This window comes from Methylotuvimicrobium buryatense 5G, from assembly GCF_000341735.1.
Taxonomy (GTDB): Bacteria; Pseudomonadota; Gammaproteobacteria; order Methylococcales; family Methylomonadaceae; genus Methylotuvimicrobium; species Methylotuvimicrobium buryatense.
Genome location: NZ_KB455575.1, coordinates 3069887 through 3090114, shown reverse-complemented (window position 1 = coordinate 3090114; position 20228 = coordinate 3069887). Strand labels below are relative to the sequence as shown.

Sequence of the window (20228 nt, the reverse complement as noted above, 5' to 3'; positions counted from 1 at the left end):
GGTGGGGTCAAGCTGCGCTGGCTTGTTCTGTTATCCCGAAGTCTTCGGGAAAGTGATTCAATGCGCTCAGTACGGGGTAGGGCGTCATGCCGCCGAGCGCGCATAACGAACCGTTCAACAAGGTGTCGCATAAGTCGCGCAGCAGCGGAATGTTTTTATGGAGATCGCGGCCGGCGATGATGTCTTTGATGACCTCTTCGCCGCGCGTCGATCCGATCCGGCACGGCGTGCATTTGCCGCAGGATTCGATCGCGCAGAACTCCATGCTGTAGCGCGCCATTTCGGCCATGTCGACGGTGTCGTCGAAGACGACGATGCCGCCATGACCGACGACGGCCCAAATCGCCGCAAAGGCTTCGTAATCGAGCGGCGTATCGAATTGCGATTCGGGCAGGTACGCGCCCAGCGGGCCCCCGACCTGCACCGCCTTGATCGGCCGACCCGATGCCGAGCCGCGGCCGTACTCGTAGAGCAGCTCGCGCAGGGTCAAACCGAATGCCAGTTCGACGAGGCCCGGATATTTGATGTTGCCGGCCAATTGAATCGGCAGCGTGCCGCGCGAACGGCCCATGCCGAAATCGCGGTAATACTCGCCGCCCTTGTCGAGAATGATCGGCACCGAGGCCAGCGAAATCACGTTGTTGACGATGGTCGGCTTGCCGAACAAGCCGCTGATCGCCGGCAACGGCGGCTTGAAGCGGACCAGGCCTCGCTTGCCTTCGAGACTCTCCATCAGCGAAGTCTCCTCGCCGCAAATATAGGCGCCGGCGCCCAAACGCACTTCGAGATCGAATTTTTTACCGCTGCCTTGAATGTTGTCGCCGAGATAGCCGGCCGCATAGGCTTTCGCAATTGCCGTATTCAACGCCCGATGCGCATGCGGATACTCGACGCGCAAGTAGATATAACCCTGTGTCGCGCCGACCGCTAGCCCTGCGATCGTCATGCCTTCGATCAATACGAACGGGTCGCCTTCCATGACCATGCGGTCGGAGAACGTGCCCGAGTCGCCTTCATCGGCATTGCAGATGATGTATTTTTGCTCGCTCGGCGTATTGAGTACGGTGTTCCATTTGATACCGGTCGGAAACGCCGCGCCGCCCCGGCCGCGCAATCCCGAATCGGTCACATGCCGGACGATGTCGGCGCCGCTCATCGCCAGGGCGTTTTTCAGGCCGCGATAGCCGTCATAGGCCAGATAATCGTCGAGACTGATCGGATCGGTGAGACCGATACGCGCGAAGGTCAGCCGTTGTTGATTCTTGAAATAAGGGATTTCGTCGATCGGGCCGACTTCGAGCGCATGCGTGCCGCCGTTCAAGAAATCGGCATCGAACAGGCCGGAAATGTCTTTTGATTGCACCGGCCCATAGCCGATGCGGCCTTCGGAGGTCTCGACCTCGACCAAGGGTTCCAGCCAAAACATGCCTCGAGATCCATTGCGGACCAGCTTGATGTCCAACCCGCGTTTCTGCGCTTCCTTATCGATCGCCGCGGCAATTCGGCCTGCGCCTAATGCCAACGCGCCGGAGTCGTTCGGTACATAAACGGTCACAGTCATGACAAAGCCTCCCTCTCGTCGATCACGCTGTCGAATGATTCATTGGATACGCGCCCGTAAACATCGTTGCCGATCTGCATAGACGGAGAGCAGGAGCACATCCCTAGACAATACACGGGTTCTAGCGAAAATTTACCGTCCGGTGTCGTTTCATGATAGTCGATGCTTAGTTTGGCCTTGACATGTTCTTCGAGTTTCTTAGAACCCATCGCCTGACAGGATTCGGCTCGACACAAATGAATCGTCTGTTTACCCGGCGGTGTTTCACGGAAGTAATGATAAAAACTGATTACGCCGTGCACTTCGGCGCGGGATAGCTGCAATTCAGAAGCGATGACGGGAATACTGTCCGCGGGGATATAGCCCAATGCGTGCTGAATATCGTGCAAAATCGGCAGCAGCGCGCCCGGCTTATGCTTCAGTGCGCGGGTGATTTCCTTAACGGTGCTTTGCGTGGAAACGGTTTCGGTCATGGTGCCTCGCTTTCCGGTTCGAAAGCCGCTAGACGGCTATATCGAATATAGGTTTGATCGTTCTGAGAGAATATCACGTAATTTTTAAATATCAAAAAACACATAAATAAACATATTTATGCATAAATTGTTTGCTTATTAATTATAGGCCTAAAATCTTTAACGTAAAAATCACATTTTTTTGACGTTAAATCAGATTTTCTGATACATCCCGGTCCAACCTCATCCGCTTAGACCTTCATTGCGGAACGCCGTTAAGCTCGCTATATTGTTGAACCCTTTAGTTTTCCAGCGAGGCTCTCCCTTTGTCCGAGATGATGACCGTGCACGAGGTCGCCGATTATTTGCGCGTCAAGGAGCGCAAAATTTACGATCTGATCAACCAAAAGCAGATTCCGTGCACGCGCGTGACCGGAAAATGGCTTTTTCCGCGTTATCTGATCGACATGTGGCTGATGCAAAACAGCGAATCAGTTTCGCAAGACGCATTGCTGAGAAGCGCTCCCGAGATCGTCGTAGGCAGTCACGACCCGCTACTGGAATGGGCGCTCAGGGAAAGCGGTCGGCCGATAGCAATGCAAACGACCGGCAGCATGGAAGGCTTAAGCCGCTTCGCGTCCGGCGAGGCGTTGATCTGCGGCATGCATGTGCTCGACACCGCCAGCGGCGAATTCAACACGCCGGCTATCAAGAATGCACTTCCGGATCACGGCGTCGTAGCGATCGAATGGGCCTGGCGGCAACAGGGGTTGATCGTCGCGCCGGGCAATCCGCTAGAGTTGCATTCGCTCGAAGACATCGCCGAAAAAAAAGCGCTGTTGATCGACCGGCAAAGCGGTGCCGGCAGCCGGATTTTGCTCGATCATTTGTTCGAAAAGGCTGGAGTCGACAAGTCGCTTATCAAGATTGCTGATAAACCTGCGCGTACCGAAATCGACGTCGGCCTGACGATCTCGAACGGCAAGGCCGATGTCGGCATCGCAGTCGAGTCGGTCGCCCGGCAACTACGCCTCGATTTCATTCCGCTGACGAAAGAACGATTCGATCTGGTGATGCGCCGCTTCGACTATTTTGAGCCGCCGATCCAGAATCTACTGGAACTGACCCGTTCTCCCGCCTTCATCGAAAAAGCCGAAGAGCTGGGCGGTTACGATTTGTCCGGTGCCGGGAAGGTGGTATTGAATCTCAGGTAAATCCTTACGTCCGAGATTATGCCGACACTACTCCATCTGCCACAGTCATCCCGTAAAAAAGCGATTGTGTTCGCCCCTGGCGTGGACTACACTCTAGTTTTTTAGCCGAGCGGGTCGACCATGTACGCAACCAATGTCAGGAATTTAAAACGCAATCCTTCGGAGGCCCTAAGACATGCCGAAAAAGAACCGGTATTGATCTTAAAAGGCAATAAACCGAATGCTCTGCTGTTAAATTTAAAAAGCTCTCTAGGGGAGTTGAATGATCAACTCAAGCCCGCTTTGGCAGCCAGTTTATTTAAAGACCGAGTGTTGTCATTGGGAGCAGCCGCGCAAATCAGCGGTTTGAGCCTATCCGAATTTATCGACCATTTGACCCAGTTGGATATCGATGTTGTCGTGGCCGACAAACAAACCGCCAAGGAACTGGAAACATTGGATTCATGGCTATCGTCATAGCCGATGCCGGACCGCTCATAGCGCTGGCTAAAATAAATCAGCTTCAATTGCTGCCCGCACTTTTTGGCAAGGTATTGATGACTCAAGCCGTTGCCGATGAATGTTTACGGGGGCAATCCGCCGATACCCTCTTGATCGAACAGGCTTTGACTTCGGAGTGGTTGCAATGTGTGGACAATCCGGACTTTAAACACCCTTTATCGAGAAGTTTGGGATTGGGCGAGCAATCCAGCATTGAGTATGCCTTGCAAACAAACGGTAACGCATTGTTGATCTTGGATGATGCATTGGCGCGAAAACAAGCTTTGCGCAAGCAATTACTGATAGTCGGCACGGCAGCATTATTGTTTGCCGCACAACGAAAAACCTTGATTCCCGATGCCGAGGCTTTAATCGCCGAACTCAGACAGATGGGGTATCGAATTTCAGATGCTGTGATTGCCCAATTGAAGGAGGGTTGAGCTACCAGTTCCAGCAACTAGAAAACCGATCTCGCCGGTATCTTGCCGGGTTGCGTCGACGCTAAGCCGACTTATTCCGCTTTGCAAGACCCCCGCTTCATCAATCCGGCAATTAGTCCACGAAACACATGAAAGGCATAATCTGCAAAAACTACGATATGACTGCTTCTGATGGAAGTTTTTAGGACGCCATTTGTTATTTCGAAAGTGCACGATTTTAAGCGGTCGCGGTTGCTCGATTGACAAGTGTCTGCGGCGGGTTCTTTGCGGTGATGGCCGGGGGTGGTATCAGCAATTCCCAATTTGGGGATCAAAAAGGGTTTGGGGTGTGCTTGGCGAGGATGTCGGTAGCAGGGCAGATTTTTGCTGCATGCAAAATCTGCATTCACGCCATCCTTGGCGTTCGAGCTGTCGCCAAGCCCCCATGGATGGGTTTACGGCGTTCCTCGACAGGCATACCCCATACCCTAAGATCGGCGAAAATGCTCAAACTGGGAATTGCTGGGGGGTATGAGATTTCCTGATTAGCAAGATGCTTCAGCTTGCTGAAGCCAATTGTCCGAGCAGTGGCCAGTCGTGGCCACTTCTGCGGGACGGGTTATTTAACCCGTCCCCAACGTTTCGGTTTGCCCTTAACATTTCGGCTAACTTCGGCCAAAGTCAAAACGTTTAGGACGGGGTTGCAAACCCCGTCCTGCTAGGGATATGCTGGTTTTTGGGCTTTAGCTGAAGAAACTTGCTAATCAGGTGAGATTTTAGGTTTCGGAAGCATCGCGCACGCTTTCAAACAAATCGATATCCCAAGCGACCAAATCGCGGCGTATGGCATCGGCTCGCGGCCTCGGCAGTATACGTGCGAGATCCTCCCCGGTTATCACGCCGGATAGCGTCTGCGCTGACTTTGTGCGGAGATAATCCAAGGCATGCCAAGCCAGAATCGCAGCACTAGCCGCGGTTGGATAGGCGATGTAGGTCGCGCCGGCATAGGGCGAGTTCAATAATTCCGGGTAGCGTAAATAGCTCAGACCAACCGTTTCGATGGCGGTTTGACGTTCGTTACGCACCGTTTCGGATACGCGAATTTCAGCCGCCGCAGCAAAATGCGCTCGCCGAATCGTACCGCTGCGCAAATATTCCTCGATACGCCGAGGCTTGTTCATGCCCGGCAGAATTGCGCGGACCATCGCCTCGATCGTCATTTCCGGTCGGTCCGGCAGACTGCGTTTCGACAATAGATTGAGTTGAAACAGCGCTTTGACCAACTCAACTTCCGAGCCGCCAGTGTAGACACCGATCGATTCGATCTCGGGAAACGAACGGTGCAGGGACAACAACTCTTCCTGATATAGCGGATACTGCCGGCTCGAACTGGCTTCGTGAGGAAAATGATATTCGCGCGCCTCGCTGAACGGATCGAGCACCAACATGCGGCCGTCACGTAAGATTCGCGGGTGTTGCGCCAACTCTTCCAGTGCCACGACCGGCGACCAGGAAAAGACGATCGAATCCGAATCGATATCTTCGAGTAAATAAAGATCGATACTTTCCACTTCGAGATCTTTCCGGTCGGTCGCCAACAGGTCGTGCATCCGGCGGCCGATGAGAAAATTGGTGACGCCCGGCGACACGCCCATGTTGATCAGCGCGGCGATTCCGCGCTCGCGAAGTGCCGTATCGTAAGCATATTGCGCGAAAGTCAGCGTGCGCTCGGTTTTCGCGCCATAAATATCCGAAGCCAGATCCACGGTGTGTGCGCCGATTCGAAGCGCGAGTTCAAGCATGGCCCCGTTGAACTCCGGCAGCGCCGCGTTTACCAAAAATGTGGCGCCGGTCAGTTCTTGCTCGTGCGCAGGCTCCAACGCGAAGACCGAACTGAAATCCGAAAGCTTGATGAAATCGATATGTTCAAACAATTGCTCGGCATGAAAAAGCGCATCCCGGGCCTCATCCGGATTGCGAACATAAACGACAAAACGGATGGCTGCGCCGTCCCGCTCGGCCAATTCCGAAAAACAAATCAGCATTGCCGAACCCACCGCACCGAGTCCGAAGAACACAATTTTAATCGGCGTCATAGTATTCTCATCCGTTATCACGAGCGGGTGATTGATTTCCATGTTTGAAATCCTGTCGACTAGGCGATTTTGGAGAGCTGAAAGTACTGAAAGCGCAGGCGCTTGTCAAATACGAATGAGGGCTTCACGAATTTAATTCAAACGGTGCGCCTTATATGTCAGGGCAGGAAACTAACACGTAGAAGGAGGTAGCGTGTAGGCTGCGCATCGCGCACCCTACGGCGCTCATGATATCCTGGAAACTGTTGATAATCATAGGTTATAAAGCGCCAGGTATTCTCTCAAAATCCATAAACCTAAAAAGAGCAGTTGAGAGCCTCAAACTACCGTTCGCCCTTCGACAGGGCTCTCCTGAGCGCAGCCGAAGGGCTCAGGACGAACGGTAGTTTGAGGCTTCACCAAGCCGGTGAAAGTGTTGTAAATCCTTCATGTTTTGACTCGGCTTTCAAGAAACGGCTTTTTATATATTTAAAATCAATAACTTGACAATATGTAAGAATACAAAAAAATACGTAAAACAGCGACTGTTTCATAGTAACGCCATGCGACCGAAGGGCGCTTACTTTGCTCAGCACGAACGGCCTACAACACATGTCAACTGCTCTTTTTAGGATAAAACAGTCATTGGTAAGTGTTCGGACATCGTTGGAAAAAAACGGTAATTCAGGCGTAATTGTTGGCTATGTGAATGTGCCTTGTGTTCTATTGTCTTTCTCGTTGATTGACTTTTTGAGACACAGGTTGGAATACATGCAGGCTTGTTGTAGGATTCCATCCATAACTCAAATGCCTCGGGCTTTTTCAATCGCATTGCGGCTACGACTAATAGAAAGTAAGGAATATGCACAAAATAACTGCTACAAGTAGTAGGCTTTGCGGCGATTCGGTGACTCGCTTGACAGGACGCCGTGAATACTTCCATGTAGGCTTGACGGCGGAATCTGATTGCCATGGATGGCATGAATGCAGATTTTGCATTACGCCATGGATGGCGTGTATTAGGGCAATGCAGGAGCAATTGCCGAGGAGCAAAAATCTGCCCTGCCGCCGACACCTGTCAATCGAGCCCCCTCCCAGAAGTTGTCGAAGTTATTTCATGCTCGTTCCTAAACGGAAAAATTTTCATTTTATCGTTAGTGAGTCCTCATTCATTGGTAAGCTTTCCCTCTAGCACTATTATGCAAACTGACAATCGTCCAAAATCCAGAAAAACACTACTCATCGGCTTGATCGCTACGTTAGCGGGGATCGGCTTAGCCGTCTATTTTTCGATGGATCGGGAAGCTGTCGGTCCGGAACAAGAAACCGTAACCGAAACGAGTCGCCGTTTTTCGAAACCGGATGCTTTCGCTGCATTGCAAGAATTATACGGTAGCGAATTCTCCGGCGAATCGATTAAAACCGAATCCGGGGAATTAGCCGGTTTTTGGTTCGAGCAAGGTTTTTCGATCGGCGATCGCGATTATCATGTGATATTCGGCAAGGCTCAGAAAATCGACCCGGAAACGGGATCGCCATTGGATAGTCATGTGCAAGGCGTCAAGGTCGGTGCGGCGATTTACCGGTTGGATTCGGACGGCTGGCGCGCAATCGGCATGCAAACCGGAATCGGCGAAATCGGTTCCTGGGGCGAAGCGCCCGATATTAAGCAGTCGGAAATTTTGATTTTATCGTCCAAGCGGATCGCGTTCATGCTCGACTTCGGCTACGGCATGGGCGGTTATTTCGATGACGGCAAAGTGCTGTTCGGTTTCGACGGCACGACTTGGGCCGATTTGGGTTTTGTGCAGACCGGGGGCAATAATGCCGGGGCCTGCGATGATGAGCCGCTGCCTTCCGGGATTACGATTCCTTGTTGGTCTTATACCGGCACTATTTCGGTATTAAGCGATATTCATCACGGCTATCCGGATTTATTGGTCGCGCGAGCCGGCACCCAAAGCGGGGATGAGCAACACCCGATTAACTCGGCCGAAAACGCCGTGTATCGTTTCGACGGCGATAAGTATGCGGATACGGGCAACGAATGATCCTAGATTGCCCGGATAATTTTCATAAACACGCGGTACTTCGAATGAGTCTCGAGTTCCGTCATTTCGAAATCAATCCCGCCAGATCGACTTTGCTGTAACCGAGAAGGGTGCCGGTTGCATAGGCCAGGTCGATCAACCCAACTTGATAATCAGCAATAGCCCTGACTTCCTTCATTTGCGAGTCGCCGAGTTTGGTGAGCATTTCCAATACTTCGGTCATCGTCCGCAAACCTTCTTCAAATTGCTTGAGTTCCGCGTCGTAGTTGGCTCCGGCCAATACGACGTTTTGCCGGGCCGCGATGATGCGCTGCCAATTCTGCGAAACTGTGTCTAGGGCATCATATATTTCTCTGCGCACGGTTAGTTCTTTTAAATCGCGCGTCGTCAAGCGTTGCAATCTTTGCTGCACGGCGCGCGACAGGCGCGATTTGCGCAGTTCGTTGGTCAACGGAATTTCCAGTCTCAAACCGACCGACCAGTCGTCGTAGCGTCCGGTAAATGTATCGCCGTAGGCCCCCCCGAAATCGTCGTAATCGCGGCCTTGCGTTCCGTAGCTGTAGTCCAACATGAACATCGGCAAGGTTTGATTTTCCAAATAGTCGATCTTGGTCGCGTCGGCAGCGAGTTTTAATTCCAATTCCAACAGTTCCAAGCGGCCGTCTAATGCTTTTCGGGCCAGCGCTTCGCGGTCGAAATCGAAACTGACCAGCATCGGCGAGGTTTCGGGAATCATAATCGTGGATGTATCGATGCCGTAACGCTTGTCGTTGAGAAACTGCAATAATTGGCGTTGGCTAAGTTTGAGGCGGGTATTTGCGACGATCAAAGACTCCATGCGTTCGGCCACGCCGATTTCGGCTCGGTTGATTTCGATCGCGGCGGTCAAGCCTTCTTCGACGCGGCGTTTGACCATCGTTAGATTTTGCTGTGCGATTTCGTATTGTTGACGGCGGATGTCCAATTCCCCCCAGGCGGCATAAAGCGCCCAATAGGCCTTGTCGACCGTGGCCAATACGCGGATCGATTGCAGCCGAGTTTTGAGGTCGACGATTTGTTGTTCGTAGCGTGCGATCCGAATGCCGGCGACATTAGTCGATATACCGGCATCGCGCAATAACGGTTGGCTCATCGAGAAACGCAGCGCGCTTCGGTATTGGTCGGAGGCCACGAAGCGGCTTTTGCTTTTGTTTTCGAGCGGGGTACTGAGTGTCACTGTTCCGCCGGTTCGTAGCGGAATCATGATGCCGGCCTCGACATCCCATTGTTCGGCGCTTTGCGGCATGTAGCCTAGCTTGGCGATTTCGTCATTCAACGGCGAGTTTTTGTCGACAGCCTTGAAGTTTACGACATCGCCGTCGAGAAAAGGCGTGTCTTTATTCGAATACTTGGCGCGCGCGAAAATCAGATCGTCAAACCGGGCCTCTTCTTCGCTGACGACCGTGGCGGCGATGCTCGGGTCGATCAGCGCAATTTTTAAGTCAAGATTGTTGGTCAACGCCATTGCGCGCGCATCGGCGATCGTCAGTGCATGGCTTTCATCCACGGCTTCGGTTGTGTCTTTTTCTTCGAGCACAATGGGAGGTGCGGTCAAATCCAGCTTTTTCGGATCGGCTCTGAATTCGGCAATCGCGGTGTCGAGTGTTTTCGGCTCGGCTCTCGACAGATCCGGCAGGGCAAGGTCTTCGTCACGTTGCATACGCTCTTCGACTTTTTGCGCCAGCTCGGGCTTTGGCCCGGTATCGAAATAGAAAGAACAACCCGACAATAAAGCGAATGCACCGGAAACCGTCAAATTCCGGTGAAGGCGTGCAATCGGGAAATGAGTTTTCAACATAAATCGTTTGTTCTCGTTAAAACGCGCTATTTATCGGATTTTCTGTGTGTTTGTATACGGTCCAGATCGCGATATGGATGTTCCGGCGTCAACATCGGCGGGAAGCCGTTCAACTGCCGCCATATTTCGAAGCCGATACTGACTTGTTCGAGCAGAATCCAAGCCTTGACTGCGCCGCCTTGGCGTAAAAAGCGCTCAGAGGGCCATAGATGATCGCTTTCGTCGGGTACGATCATTACACGGAATTTACCTTGGCCATTGTCGCTGGAATCGACAAAAGCGACGGTTCCGCCAAAGGTGCCGACCGCGACTTCCGGCCAACCGACGAATTGAATGGCAGGCCAGCCTTCGAACATCAAACGTGCATGATGCCCAGGTAAAATTAATGGCGCATCGTTGCCGGATACCCAAACTTCGACCGCGCGAGCATCGATATCCGGTATCAGAATCAGCAAGGGATCGCCTTGCTTAACCATCTGTCCTTGCGGGTTTAACAACAATCGCAATACGGTACCACTTCGTGGCGCGGTAATGCTTTGTGATTGTTGTCGGGCAATACTGACTTCATTACTGACGAGACTATTACGGATATCCTCGATTTCGCCAAGTATTTTGTTCTTCGAGGCGGTCGTCGAATCGATTCTAGCTTGCGCATCGGCACGAATTTGATTGATATCGGCCTCTGCGGCATTTTGTTCGGCCTTTGCCGATTGCAGCGTGGCTTTTGCGCTGTTTAGCGAGCGAATTCCGACAATTGCGTCCCGTTCGGCAACTTCGAAATCGCGCCGCGAAACCAGCCCGTCGCCCAGCAGGCGTGAAAATCGTTTTTGCTGCAGTTGCGCCGTTTCGTATGACGCTTGAGCCGAAACCAAAGCTTCGGAAGCCGCTGCCACTTTTTGCTGCGCCATGTTCAGTTTATACTGCGCGGCGGCGACTCTCATGTCGCGCACGGTCAGCAAGCTGTCGATTTGGATTTCGTAAGAGTCGAGCTCTCGTTGCTTGGCGTCCAGTTTGGCGATATTGGCTTCCTGTTGACGTTTCAAGCGTTCCGGCAATAACGGGTCGATATCGACGACTTCAACTAATAAATCGCCTTCTTTCACCTTCGCGCCTTCCTTGGCATGCCATTGCAAGATTCGACCGGAAACCGGCGAATCGACGGTTTGTTGTCGCTCAAGGGGTGCAAATGCCGAGACATATCCTGTACCGTTGACGTTTTGCTGCCAGGGTAAAAACAGTGCGAATATCGGTATCAGAATGAACAACCAGGCGAATATCGTCACGATCTGTCCCACAAAACGAGGGGTCTGTGAGGCACTCAATACCGATAATAATGGATGATGATCTTGTGTCTGCATAAGGCCAATGAATCTATAAATCGATGGTTCGTTGACAAAGTTGTGCGATTGTTTTCGACCCGGTCAGCACCAACAAGGTCCATGGCGCATCGTCCGCGAATAATACATCGCGGGCCGGGCTGTCGGCGAAATGTTTCCAGTCGTCAAGCAGTTCATCGAGAATCAATACGCGCGGATTGCCGATGATTGCGCGGGCGAGTAACAATTTTCGGGTCTGGCTGGAGGATAACGGAGAACCGGCCGAGTTAAGCACGGTATAAAGACCTTCCGGTAATTGTTTTTGATCGGGAAAGATGCCTAAACGATTCGCTATATCCCTAACTTGATGCACACTAATGTCGGGCCGGCCCAGCCGGACATTTTCGATGATCGTATCCTCGATGATTTCAGTGCGCCCTGCCACCGCGACCGATTGCCGCAGACTTTCCAAGCGAATTTCGCGCATATCGATATGATTGATTTCAACATGGCCGTGACTGGGTACGCGCAGTCCGGTCAACAATTCAGCAATCGATGATTTGCCGGTGCCTGGGCCTCCGAATAGAGCAACCTTTTCGCCGGGCATGATTTCGAAGGTCATATTTTTAAACGCTGTATAGCGATTATGATAGGTCAACGTCAAATCATAAACGCCGACATGCGCCGGTTCCGACAGCTTTAACACGTCTCCGGTTTCTCGTTCGACCGTCAGGTCGAGTAAATGTCCCAGTTTGTCGACCCCCGCCATTAAATCGTAATAACTTTCCAATTTCTTTTTTAATTGGGCAAACGAAGCCAGTACGCCGGAAACGATCAGCTCGGCCGCGACCAACTGCCCGAGACTAAGCTGTCCTTCCATGACTAATATCCCTCCAACGGCCAATAATGTCGTACTGGCCACGGCATATAAGGCGTAAAGACTGTATTGTTGGTTCAATAGAATGCGGTAATGGCGTTTACGGGTATTTAAGTATTCATAAGCCAATTCATCGGTGCGCTCTCGCGCCAGTTCCGGGCCGCCTGAAAACTTAAAAGTTTGGCCGTTGCGCGCCAAAGTTTCCAGCCAGGCGACCACTGCGTATTTGGCATAGGATTCATCTATCGAGGTTTCAACGCCTTTGCGGCCCTGTACAAAAATGACGAATGAAATCCATAAGACAACAATCAAACCGAACAGTAACAACAACGGATGATAGGCGGCCAATACCAGTAAACCGATTGCGCCCTGCATGGCGATGGCAAAGCCGTCCAGTAACAAAAAGGCGCCGGCTTTTTGTACCGTGAGGATATCGAAAAAACGGTTAACCAATTCCTGACCGTTTTTATCGTCGTATTTCGACCATTCGACATTCGGTAGCCGATTGCCGAGATCGGCCGCCATGCGGACAAAGACGCGGCGCTGAATCAATTCGACCAAGTAAGACTGGATTATCGAAATGGCGCCGTAAAACACCAAAAAGATAAATAATAGCGTCGATAATACCGTCAACGGCTGCATCATTCCGCCCAAGGCCACAGTGTTGACGAGCGACTGAACCGCGGCGGGTGTTGCAAGGCTCAACAATCCGGAAGCAATGGCCAAAACAATGACGTGCCACAGGTCTTTTTTCTCGACTTTAATCATTTCAAACAGCCGTTGCAGGGGCGGCATATGCTCGTGGTCGTGTTCATGATGGGACGAAGCATCCATCGGCGCTTTCAACTCGATTAAATGCCATTCGAGTAACCGGTCGCAAGGACAGTTGAGCAATTCCATGAGCTCATTGAGTTTGAAAACATGCGCCGTGACTACGTGACCATCGATCAATGTGCCTTTGATCCGGCCTCGGCTAAAGCCCGACAATACCAACCAGCGTCCGTCATCGAGGGGTTTGAGTAGCTGCGTTAAATGCCCGGAGGCGATAGCGGCTTGATCGATCGTCAGCATCAGCTCATGGCTGATCAATCCAAGGTTGTTGGCCGTTATATGAAAGTTCTCCGAAACGGCGCTGGACGGAACTTCATGTTGATGCAGGCCTTTATCATGTGCCGAACTGCCCATTTCCGACAGCAGGTAATCAAACAATGTTCTGAGTACGGTTTGACTGAATGCTTTTTGCGTCATTGCGAAGAAAATTAAATAAGTGAGCTGAAAATGGAAAGTGTAACGCCAAAACTTTAATAGCTTATTAAAATCTGCTTACAGAATTCTTACTGAATTCGTGTGTTTAAATTGGGCTATGTTTGCATTAATAGTTGGCGTCGCCTCGGTATGGGTAACCGGAGCCCATCGGACCTTGCCGGGCTGTTTATTAAACCCATTCTAAACGTTTTCATGGGTTTCAGTCGCAGTCTAAGCGTTAGGGACGGGGTACATGCTCCGTCCCGCTCAGGCAGTCTACCGCTTAACCCTTAGGCGCTAACTTAAGGAAATTACACGTCATACCGCCAGGGATTGGCGGAATCCAGAGTCCCAGGGATAGAATGCGTAGCTTTACATTCATGTAATCTGGATATCGGCAATTCACATGCCGATATGACGAATAATGCCTAAAACACACCATAGACTACGCGCCAAGTTTGCGCTTATATACCTTTCGCACTTCAAATTTCGGCAGTGCCATAAAAGTCGCAATCATGACTGCGCGAAGTATAGTAACAGCTAAAAGAATGCAATAAGACGATTTTTGCGATGCATATGATTTGTTAGAAATCGATTGTGATGCGAACCTGACTCTAAAATTTTAGCTAAGCTGTATAGACAATCCCTGAATTAAATAAGGCTTATGCGGGTAGAATTCAATACTGACGACAAAAAACTGGATATCGGCCGGGTTATCGATTGGCTCGATCGGGACGGTATGCTGTCGGCCAAGGACCTCGAAAAATGCCGGCAATACGCTAATGCCTCGGTCAATAAGCACAAACACCCGCTAAAAATACTGACCGAATGCGAAATCGGCGACAAGACCCGGCTCGGCAAATTGTTGACTCAGGAAGAACTAACGCAATGGCTTGCCGACAAATTAGGGATGACTTATTACTATTTCGATCCCTTGCGAATCGACGTGCCGAGCGTCACTGCTATCTTTAGTAAGGCCTACGCCACTCATTACAACATACTGCCGATCAAAGTCACTGATGACGAAGTCTTGATTGCAACGGCTGAACCCGATATCGGTTCTTGGCAAATCGATCTTGCCAAGATGCATAGCGGCAATATTAGCTTGGTATTCGCTAACCCGGATGAAATCAAGCGTTATACCGAAGAATTTTATAATTTCTCGCGCTCGCTCAAAGGCGCCGGGGTCCAAACCAATAGCGATGGCCGTGCCGGAGGCCAAAATTTCGAACAATTAGTCGAGCTAAGCAAGCAATCCGATTTCGATGTCAATAACCAGCATATCGTCAATTTGGTCAATTGGCTGTTCCAATACGCCTTCGACCAACGCGCCAGCGATATCCACATCGAACCGCGCCGCCTCCAAGGCAACGTCCGTTTTCGCATCGACGGCATTTTGCACCATGTTTATCAGTTGCCGATGCCGATTATGAATGCGGTTTTGAGTCGACTCAAGATTTTGGGGCGAATGAATATAGCCGAAAAGCGACTGCCGCAAGACGGTAGAGTCAAAACCCAAAATGTCAACGGTAAGGAAATTGAACTCAGATTATCGACGATGCCGACAGCGTTCGGTGAAAAACTGGTGATGCGTATTTTCGATCCCGAAGTCTTGTTGCGCGACTACCGGCAACTGGGTTTCAACAAGCAGGAATTGGCGATATGGAACCGGATGACTTCGCAAACCCACGGCATCATTTTGGTCACAGGGCCGACCGGTTCCGGAAAAACGACCACTTTGTATTCAACCCTAAAGCGGCTTGCGACACCGGAAATTAATCTATGTACGGTCGAAGATCCAATCGAGCAAATCGAGCCGTTATTCAATCAGATGCAAGTTCAACACAATATCGGACTCGATTTTGCGAGCGGCATACGCACGTTGATGCGACAAGATCCCGATATCATCATGATCGGCGAGATTCGCGATCTGGAAACCGCCGAAATGGCCGTGCAGGCCGCATTAACCGGGCATTTGGTCATTTCGACGCTGCACACGAACAATGCGCCGGCTGCGGTCATTCGTTTGCTCAACTTAGGTGTGCCGAGCTATCTGATACAACAGACGGTATTGGGTATCATGGCGCAGCGATTGATTCGAGTGTTATGTCGGCATTGCAAAGCGGTCGCGCCGGTCGATAGCCGGCAATGGCAAAACTTGGTCTCACCGTTTAAGGTCGCACCCCCTAAGCAAATCTATCAGGCCGTCGGTTGTAAGGAATGCCACAACACCGGCTATGCCGGGCGAATCGGAATTTATGAGATTTTCGAAAACAGTCTCGGTATCCAGCCGCTCATTACCGAAGGCTGCGATTTAACCGCATTGCAACATCAAGCGATTAAGGAAGGCATGAAGCCGCTTCGGCTAAGTGGCGCCGAAAAAGTCGCGTCGGGCCTGACGACAATAGAGGAAGTGCTGCGTGTGGCGCCGGAGAGAATCGACTATTAAACTCAGGTCGAAGGCGGTTGCATAGTCATTGAGCCCCAAATTAGTGCCTATTCTATGGTGCGTTTATGGCTTTATTCGTCATATCGGTATAGGTTGTCGATATCCATGTTGCATGAATGTGGTGCTGCGCATTGCCATCCGTGGCTCTGGATTCCGCCAATCCCTGGCGGAATGACGAGCCCCTTTTAAGTTGGCGCTTATGGGTTGCATAGTACCCGTAGATCAAAATTCGGCACCGGGTTGTCCGCCAAAGGACGCCGTGAATACGTCCATGTAGGCGCTACGCCAGCATTCATGCTGGCATAGCCTTTGCTGATCACCCCAATGCCTCCTTAGACACTGCCGAAATTTGAAGTGTGAAAGGTATAAAACTCATATTGAAAAACGATTAGGAAAAGCGTTCTTTCCTCGTTTTAGTCGTTCTAAGCAAATTTCAAAGTCATCAAAATGTAACCTTGCTTATTTAGGATTAAAAAGGTCTGGCATCGACTCATTAACCTTATGCGAACTTCCTTTCAACCCGCCAGGCTAGGAGAAAAAGTGAAAAATACTATCCTTGCAAGCAGTGTCTTCGGATTGTGTCTTGTCCTCAATGGTCAGGCTGAAGCCGGTAAACCGTTTAAACTTGAGTTAAGCCCTCTCGGCACTTATGCGACGGGAACTTTTGACAAGTCCTCTGCTGAGATCGTCGCACACGATCCGGAATCGCAACGCCTGTTTGTCGTCAATGCCGAAAGCGGTCAGATCGATGTATTAGATATTAAAGATCCGTCTAAACCGACCTTACTATTCAATATCGATTTATCCGGTTACGGCGCGGTAGTAAATAGTGTTGCCGTTCATAAAGGTTTGGTTGCAGCAGCCGTTGAAGCGGCAGTCAAGACCGATCCGGGCAAGGCCGTTTTCCTCGATATCGAGGGTAATGTTTTGGCTAGCGTGCAAATCGGCGCGTTGCCTGATGCTATAACCTTTACTCCGGACGGCAAACGTGTATTGGTCGCCAACGAAGGCGAACCGAACGACGATTATACAATCGATCCGGAAGGTTCGGTCAGCATCATCGATTTACCCAAGCAAATCGCTAAATTGACGCAAAGCCATGTTCGTACGGCGGGCTTTGAAGGTTTGAAAGAAAGCGATCTCGATGCTTCCGTTCGAATTTTCGGACCTGATGTCAATCCTGGCGACGGCAAACGTGTCGCAAGAAACATGGAGCCCGAATGGATAACCGTTTCCAAAGATTCGAAAACCGCATGGGTGTCGTTACAAGAAAACAACGCGATCGGGACGCTAGACATCAAAGCCGGCAAGTTCACTGCAGTCAATGGCTTGGGATTCAAAGATCACATGCTGCCCGGTAACGAGCTCGACGTCAGCGATCGGGATGGCAAGATCAATATCACTAATTGGCCTATCTGGGGCATCTACATGCCGGACACAATCGCCAATTACGAATACCGGGGAAAATCGTTCATCGTAACGGCCAACGAAGGGGATGCGCGTGAATGGTTGGGCAATCCGGGTTATGTCGAAGCCTCCCGGTTTCGCGCTCTGTCGGGCGATATCCCCGTTTGCGCCGACTCGCCGCGTTTTCTGGATTTCTTTGCCAACAATGAAATGGGTATCAGCACTTTCTCTCAATTGCGTGACAATACCAATCTCGGTCGCTTGAACGTGACGACTGCAAACGGTTTACGTGCGGATGGTTCGTGTTACGAAGATATCTATGCCTTCGGTGCCCGCTCGTTTTCCATTTATGCCGCCGATAGCATGAAGCAAGTCTACGACAGTGGTTCGGATTTCGAACGCATCACTGCTAAAGTTTACCCTGAAAATTTTAATTCCAATCACCGCGAAAACAGTTTCGAAACCCGCAGTGACGACAAAGGGCCTGAACCTGAAGGTGTGGTAGTCGCTAAATTGTGGGGCAGCACTTACGCCTTTATCGGTTTGGAGCGTATTGGCGGCGTAATGGTTTACGATATCAGTAACCCTTATCAACCGTCATTCGTTCAATACATCAATAACCGCGACTTCAATTTTGCACCAGGAACTCCGGAAGCCGGCGATTTAGGCGCAGAGGGCTTGATCGTAATCGAAGCTTCGAAAAGTCCGATTCCGGGCGTACCATTACTGGTCGTTGCAAACGAAGTCAGCGGTACGACGACGGTTTTCCGCATCGATCGGGAGCGTTTGGTCGGTTCGAAGGCAATCAAAGGATTCCGTAAATAGTTTAATCGCCTTCTGTTTTAACACGTTGCAAAAATAACTAAACGATTCGTTATACTGTAAATCCAAGCTGCCTCTTTTTTTTGCGGCAAAGAGGCAGCTTGTCTATTTGGGCCGAGGCGATTAACCTACATAGAATTTCGACCACGGAATACACGAAAAACACGGAAATATTCGATCATAGTCTTCGTTCTTCAAATTTCGGTTTTGATTCCCCTCATCCAACGCAGAGTCTAATTATCATTATGTTATCGAAAACCCGTCATTGCGCAATGGATGACTGGCTTTTGAGTTACATGAGAGCCTCAAGCCAGCATTACTTATTTGGGTGATGGCTTCTTAATGACAAAAACTTAGAGCGTTGTAATCATTTATACTCATCGTAGATCAAAATTCGGCACCGAGGTGTCCGTCAAAAGACGCCGTGAATAGATCCCTGTAGGCTCTATGCCAGCTCCATGCTGGCAAAGCCTTTGCCGCACACCCCGGTGCCTCCTCAGGCACTGCCGAAATTTGAAGTGAGAAAGGTATAAGAAGTTATTTTGCGCTCTTTCTTTAGTGAATTTCGTGTGTTCCGTGGTTAAAATGTTTTTATAGTGTTATAGAAACAAACCGTTTAAGAAAATTTATAAACAATTCCTCGACGTACTCGACAAGTTCTATTAGATTGATACATTAATAGAAATGGAGCACACAAGTCCTCCCGCAGCGCAGCCTTTTCGTTTTTAATTTTAACTTCAGAACATATTTGTAAATGAATACCAAACATAGAGCACACCCCTGGCACGGCATACACCCGGGCGACGAAGCACCGAATATCGTTACCGCCTTTATCGAAATCGTCCCTTCGGACACAGTCAAGTACGAGATCGATAAAGTGAGCGGATTCCTTAAAATCGATAGGCCGCAAAAATTTTCCAATATGATTCCGACGCTTTACGGATTCATACCACAAACCTTTTGTGCGGAACAAGTAGCCGAATTTGCCGAACAGAAATCGAGTAGAGAGGTAATCGGAGGTGATGGCGACCCACTGGATATTTGTGTGTTGAGTGAGCGCAACGTATCGCATGGCGACATTCTTTTACAAGCGATACCCATCGGAGGATTTCGTATGTTAGACGGCGGAGAAGCTGACGATAAAATTATTGCCGTCATGAAAGGAGACACGTTTTACCGGCAGTGGAATGACGTGTCGGATTGTCCGGTATCCTATATTGATCGCTTGAAGCATTATTTTCTGACCTATAAACATCTCCCTGACGAAGCCAGTATTTGCGAAATCACACAAGTCTACGGTCGAGAGGAAGCTCACGAAGTAATCAGAAGATCATTAGCGGATTATCAAAGCCATTTCGGTTGCGACTCATAAATTTTCCTGATTAGCAAGTTTCTTCAGCTAAAGCCCAAAGATCAGCATATCCCTAGCAGGACGGGGTTCGTAAGCCAGCGAGTCAAGCGAAAAACGGCCAACCCACATCACGCTCTTTCCCAAGCTCCAGCTTGGGAAAGACACTCCGGAAGCTCTAGCTTCCTGAGACCGGCGCAACATTCGCTTATTCATAATCAGCCCCGATTCGCTCGTTCAATCGTCCTTGATTGTCGGGAAGCTAGAGCTCACTGCCATTAAGTTCAGGGAAACCCGTCATTCCGCCATGGATTGGTGGAATCCAGTGCCATGGATGGCAGGCTTTTGAGGCACATTCGAGCCTGAATGCCAACATTACTTATTCTGTGACGGCTTAACTTAATGGCAGTGGAAACTAGAGCTTCCTGAACAGGTTACACCCAAGCTGGAGCTCTCATCGTTATACATAAGTCAAAAATTACCCTTTTGCAACCTTAACCAATGAGACCTCGATACCATTTATTGTTACTTAACACTTTCGATTTCGAGATCGCGATCAGGGGATCGCTCCCACAGAGCGTCCTCCGCTCTCTGTGGGAGCGACGCCTTCGTCGCGACTATCGAAGCCAGTAACGCTCAAACACCAATAGCCTTTCCGGACAACACAACAATTTA

At 50.4% G+C, this 20228-nt stretch carries 13 protein-coding genes; 7 read left to right on the top strand and 6 right to left on the bottom strand.

Translation table 11 applies throughout. The features are described from left to right. Positions 1-7 precede the first annotated feature (7 nt). Both METBU_RS0113870 and METBU_RS0113865 read right to left on the bottom strand, forming a co-directional pair. The gene (locus METBU_RS0113870) at positions 8-1561 is read right to left on the bottom strand and encodes a formate dehydrogenase beta subunit (RefSeq protein WP_017841205.1); all 1554 of its coding nucleotides are present in this window, start codon (positions 1559-1561) and stop codon (positions 8-10) included. After that, on the bottom strand, positions 1558-2034 hold the full coding sequence (locus tag METBU_RS0113865; RefSeq protein ID WP_017841204.1) for a formate dehydrogenase subunit gamma: 477 nt from the start codon (positions 2032-2034) through the stop codon (positions 1558-1560). Before METBU_RS0113865 ends, METBU_RS0113870 begins: the two co-directional genes overlap by 4 nt. A gap of 317 nt (positions 2035-2351) precedes the next feature. On the opposite strand from METBU_RS0113865, the gene METBU_RS0113860 reads away from it, so the two are divergent. The 3 genes from METBU_RS0113860 to METBU_RS0113850 all read left to right on the top strand — a co-directional run bounded on the left by METBU_RS0113860 (position 2352) and on the right by METBU_RS0113850 (position 4147). Further along, on the top strand, positions 2352-3227 hold the full coding sequence (locus tag METBU_RS0113860; RefSeq protein ID WP_017841203.1) for a helix-turn-helix transcriptional regulator: 876 nt from the start codon (positions 2352-2354) through the stop codon (positions 3225-3227). A 120-nt stretch (positions 3228-3347) separates the two neighbouring features. Beyond that, a complete protein-coding gene (locus tag METBU_RS0113855) occupies positions 3348-3686 on the top strand; it encodes a UPF0175 family protein (protein ID WP_017841202.1) in 339 nt (112 codons plus the stop codon). Beyond that, complete coding sequence (locus tag METBU_RS0113850) at positions 3671-4147, top strand: DUF3368 domain-containing protein (protein ID WP_017841201.1); 477 nt, start codon at positions 3671-3673, stop codon at positions 4145-4147. The genes METBU_RS0113855 and METBU_RS0113850 overlap by 16 nt, the downstream gene beginning before the upstream one ends. Before the next feature lie 755 nt (positions 4148-4902). Here the strand turns inward: METBU_RS0113850 and METBU_RS0113840 are convergent. Then, positions 4903-6222, bottom strand: a complete 1320-nt coding sequence (locus tag METBU_RS0113840) for a saccharopine dehydrogenase NADP-binding domain-containing protein (RefSeq protein WP_138767058.1) — start codon at positions 6220-6222, stop codon at positions 4903-4905. Between the two features lie 1178 nt (positions 6223-7400). Here METBU_RS0113840 and METBU_RS0113835 point away from each other — a divergent pair. Next, on the top strand, positions 7401-8252 hold the full coding sequence (locus METBU_RS0113835; RefSeq protein WP_017841198.1) for a hypothetical protein: 852 nt from the start codon (positions 7401-7403) through the stop codon (positions 8250-8252). Positions 8253-8313: 61 nt separating this feature from the next. On the opposite strand, the gene METBU_RS0113830 is transcribed toward METBU_RS0113835, so the two are convergent. From METBU_RS0113830 to METBU_RS24165, 3 genes are read right to left on the bottom strand one after another with little or no spacing between them, the layout of a single operon-like run. Further along, the gene (locus tag METBU_RS0113830; RefSeq protein WP_017841197.1) at positions 8314-10089 is read right to left on the bottom strand and encodes a TolC family protein; all 1776 of its coding nucleotides are present in this window, start codon (positions 10087-10089) and stop codon (positions 8314-8316) included. 26 nt (positions 10090-10115) lie between these two features. Next, entirely contained in the window at positions 10116-11447 is a 1332-nt protein-coding gene (locus tag METBU_RS24170) for an HlyD family secretion protein (RefSeq protein ID WP_017841196.1), read from the bottom strand. A gap of 13 nt (positions 11448-11460) precedes the next feature. Continuing rightward, the gene (locus tag METBU_RS24165) at positions 11461-13530 is read right to left on the bottom strand and encodes a peptidase domain-containing ABC transporter (protein WP_017841195.1); all 2070 of its coding nucleotides are present in this window, start codon (positions 13528-13530) and stop codon (positions 11461-11463) included. A 661-nt stretch (positions 13531-14191) separates the two neighbouring features. Here METBU_RS24165 and METBU_RS0113815 point away from each other — a divergent pair. The 3 genes from METBU_RS0113815 to METBU_RS0113805 all read left to right on the top strand — a co-directional run bounded on the left by METBU_RS0113815 (position 14192) and on the right by METBU_RS0113805 (position 19577). Beyond that, positions 14192-15976, top strand: a complete 1785-nt coding sequence (locus METBU_RS0113815) for a GspE/PulE family protein (RefSeq protein ID WP_017841194.1) — start codon at positions 14192-14194, stop codon at positions 15974-15976. A gap of 540 nt (positions 15977-16516) precedes the next feature. Continuing rightward, positions 16517-18208 carry a choice-of-anchor I family protein gene (locus tag METBU_RS0113810; protein WP_017841193.1) on the top strand — a complete coding sequence of 564 codons (1692 nt, stop codon included), beginning with the start codon at positions 16517-16519 and terminating at the stop codon, positions 18206-18208. A 751-nt stretch (positions 18209-18959) separates the two neighbouring features. Continuing rightward, on the top strand, positions 18960-19577 hold the full coding sequence (locus METBU_RS0113805; protein WP_017841192.1) for an inorganic pyrophosphatase: 618 nt from the start codon (positions 18960-18962) through the stop codon (positions 19575-19577). Positions 19578-20228: the final 651 nt, after the last annotated feature.

What these genes read in the sequence shown, in the direction of transcription:
- METBU_RS0113805 (WP_017841192.1), top strand. Translation starts at nt 18,960, where the DNA reads ATGAATACCAAACATAGAGCACACCCCTGGCACGGCATACACCCGGGC.
- METBU_RS0113855 (WP_017841202.1), top strand. Translation starts at nt 3,348, where the DNA reads ATGTACGCAACCAATGTCAGGAATTTAAAACGCAATCCTTCGGAGGCC.
- METBU_RS0113840 (WP_138767058.1), bottom strand. Translation starts at nt 6,222, where the DNA reads ATGACGCCGATTAAAATTGTGTTCTTCGGACTCGGTGCGGTGGGTTCG.
- METBU_RS24165 (WP_017841195.1), bottom strand. Translation starts at nt 13,530, where the DNA reads ATGACGCAAAAAGCATTCAGTCAAACCGTACTCAGAACATTGTTTGAT.
- METBU_RS0113870 (WP_017841205.1), bottom strand. Translation starts at nt 1,561, where the DNA reads ATGACTGTGACCGTTTATGTACCGAACGACTCCGGCGCGTTGGCATTA.
- METBU_RS0113850 (WP_017841201.1), top strand. Translation starts at nt 3,671, where the DNA reads ATGGCTATCGTCATAGCCGATGCCGGACCGCTCATAGCGCTGGCTAAA.
- METBU_RS0113815 (WP_017841194.1), top strand. Translation starts at nt 14,192, where the DNA reads ATGCGGGTAGAATTCAATACTGACGACAAAAAACTGGATATCGGCCGG.
- METBU_RS0113830 (WP_017841197.1), bottom strand. Translation starts at nt 10,089, where the DNA reads ATGTTGAAAACTCATTTCCCGATTGCACGCCTTCACCGGAATTTGACG.
- METBU_RS0113835 (WP_017841198.1), top strand. Translation starts at nt 7,401, where the DNA reads ATGCAAACTGACAATCGTCCAAAATCCAGAAAAACACTACTCATCGGC.
- METBU_RS24170 (WP_017841196.1), bottom strand. Translation starts at nt 11,447, where the DNA reads ATGCAGACACAAGATCATCATCCATTATTATCGGTATTGAGTGCCTCA.
- METBU_RS0113865 (WP_017841204.1), bottom strand. Translation starts at nt 2,034, where the DNA reads ATGACCGAAACCGTTTCCACGCAAAGCACCGTTAAGGAAATCACCCGC.
- METBU_RS0113860 (WP_017841203.1), top strand. Translation starts at nt 2,352, where the DNA reads ATGACCGTGCACGAGGTCGCCGATTATTTGCGCGTCAAGGAGCGCAAA.